Annotated in this window: 2 protein-coding genes; one reads left to right on the top strand and one right to left on the bottom strand. The window is 74.1% G+C overall.

Going from position 1 to position 2386, the window contains the following annotated elements; all coding sequences use genetic code 11:
- The coding region (locus HUX53_RS32950; RefSeq protein ID WP_176407118.1) for a DEDD exonuclease domain-containing protein at positions 1 to 1368 on the bottom strand (1368 nt) is incomplete at its 3' end.
- A 337-nt stretch (positions 1369 to 1705) separates the two neighbouring features.
- On the opposite strand from HUX53_RS32950, the gene HUX53_RS32945 reads away from it, so the two are divergent.
- Positions 1706 to 2233: a hypothetical protein gene (locus tag HUX53_RS32945; protein ID WP_176407117.1), complete on the top strand. Its 528-nt coding sequence runs from the start codon at positions 1706 to 1708 to the stop codon at positions 2231 to 2233.
- Positions 2234 to 2386: the final 153 nt, after the last annotated feature.

Genomic DNA, 2386 nt, shown 5'->3' with positions numbered 1-2386 from the left:
GCGCCGCTGCCCGCGCGCGGCGGCGCGGACGAACGCGGCGAGCCGGTCGCGCTGCGCGGCGGCCTCCTCGTAGCGCAGCTCGGCCGCGAGCCGGTCGATGCGCACCTGCGCCGCGGCCACCACCGGGCGCACGTCGCCCTCCATGACCGAGCGCGCGGTGTCGGCGTGCACGTTGTAGGCGTCGGCGGACTCGCGGCCGTCGCAGGGCGCGCCGCACCGTCCGATCTCGGCGAGCGCGCACGCGCGCGCTTTGCCGCGCTCGATGAGCCGGAGCGTCAGCCGCTGGGTGCACTGGCGCAGCGGGACGGCCTCGTGCAGCGCCGCCCGCGCCTCCTCGGCCTGCCGGCGGGACGAGATCGGCCCGAGGTAGCGGGCGCCGTCGGCGCGGCACTCCCGGACGATCGACAGCCGCGGGAACGGCTCCGCGGTCAGCTTCAGCCAGATCGCCCGCTCCGGGAACTTGGAGCGGCGGTTGTAGCGCGGCTTGTGCTCGGCGATCAGCCGCAGCTCGCGGACCTCGGCCTCCAGCCCGGTGGCGCACACGATCGTCCGGACGTTCTCGGCGAGCCCGACCATCTCGCGGACCCGCCAGCGCGTCTCCGAGCCGGTGAAGTAGCTGCGCACCCGCGAGCGCAGGTCGCCGCTCTTGCCGACGTAGAGCACCTCGCCGGAGTGGTCCTCGAACAGGTAGACGCCGGGCGTGCTCGGCACGTCGTCGGCGAGGTGCCGCTTGCGGCGCTGCTCGGGGGTCGGCGCCTTGGCGAAGCCGCGCATCTCCTCCAGCGAGGTGACGCCGAACGAGCCGAGCCGCTCGATCAGGCCGTGCAGGACCTCCACGGTCGCGCGGGCGTCGGCGAGGGCGCGGTGCGTCGGCTCGCTGGACGTCCGGAAGAACCGGGCCAGCGTGCCGAGCTTGCAGTTGGGCACCTCGTCCCTGGACAGGACGCGGCGCGCCAGGTCGACGGTGTCGACGACGGGGAACGCGGGCCACGCGTAGCCGTTCTCGGCGCAGGCCGTCTTGAGGAAGCCGATGTCGAAGGGGGCGTTGTGCGCGACGAGCACGCAGCCGCGCGCGAACTCCAGGAACGCGGGCAGCACCGACTCGATGCGCGGCGCGGCCGTCACCATCGCCGTGGTGATGCCGGTCAGCGCGGTGATGAACGGCGGCACCGGCCCGCCGGGGTCGACCAGCGTGCCGAGCTCGCCGAGCTCCTCTCCCCCGCGCACCTTCACCGCGCCGATCTCGGTGATGGCCGAGTCCGCGGCCGAGCCGCCCGTCGTCTCCAGGTCGACCACCACGAAGGTGACGTCGGAGAGCGGGGTCCCCAGGTCGTCCAAGGTCCCCTGGACACCGTGCGCAGCCGTCATGTGCGCGACCGTAGAGGACGCCACCGACAGAAGCTCCGGCCGCTAGGGTTGTGGGGCGCCGGCACGTCCCGCCGGGCCGGGGGGCCGCGGGGACGGCTCGGGGGAGCCCGGCGCGATCCGTCCGATCGCACGTCCGCCCTGGTCGCTCGCCGATTAAGACTCGGGGCGGTAGGGAAGACACAGCCCACCGGCATCCCCCGGAAGGAGCGGGATCATCGACAGCGGCCCCGAAGCGACCCCCGGCTGCGCGGAGTCCGACGAGAAGGCGCCTCATTCTGCGGGGGCGACCCCCCGGACCCCCCGGGAAGAGCAGCTGAGCCGGCCCCTCCCCGAGCCGGTGCGGCAGTCGGTGGTGGAGGCCGCGGCGGAGCTGATCGGGTCGCTGCCCCCCGACGAGGTCCCCGTGCCGCTGCGCCGGTTCGCGCGGTTCGAGCGCCGCAAGCGCGCCAAGCTCGCCGGGCAGCACATCGCGGCGGTACTGGAGAAGGACGCCGGCTTCCGGGGGCGGGTCGCCGAGCCGCTGCGCGAGGCGCAGGCCGACCTGGTGGAGGCCGTCGAGGGCGGGCTGGTGCCGCCCGCCGCCGACCCGGTGCGGGTCGCGGTGCTGGCCTACCTGCTGCGGCCCGCGGGCTGGACCGAGCTCGTCGACTCCGCGCGCGCGGAGCTGGAGCGCGCCGCGACCGCGTCCGAGGAGGAGGCCGCCGAGCGCCGCGTCGCCGCGCTGAAGCGGGAGCTGGCCGATGCCCGCGCCGCGCGCTCCGCCGAGCTGGACAAGCTGCGCGCCGAGCTGCGCGAGAGCAAGGCCGAGGTCGCCGAGCTGCCCAGACCGCCCCACAACACCCTCGCCCTTTTCCGCGAGGAGTAGGAAGACACGGTACCTAAGCCTGACCTTGCATGTGGGCCGGTCGTGTATGTCGACCAGGGGCTATCCCATTTTCAGCGGGCATCTTTCTGCAAAACAGTCGGTCGGCTCACGTATGAAGCTGCCTCTTCTTCACATATCCGAGCCACCGAGACC

Source organism: Actinomadura sp. BRA 177, from assembly GCF_013372625.1.
Lineage (GTDB): Bacteria > Actinomycetota > Actinomycetes > Streptosporangiales > Streptosporangiaceae > Spirillospora.
The sequence above is the reverse complement of the archived record's forward strand: the minus strand, read 5'-3'. Positions and strand labels throughout refer to the sequence as shown.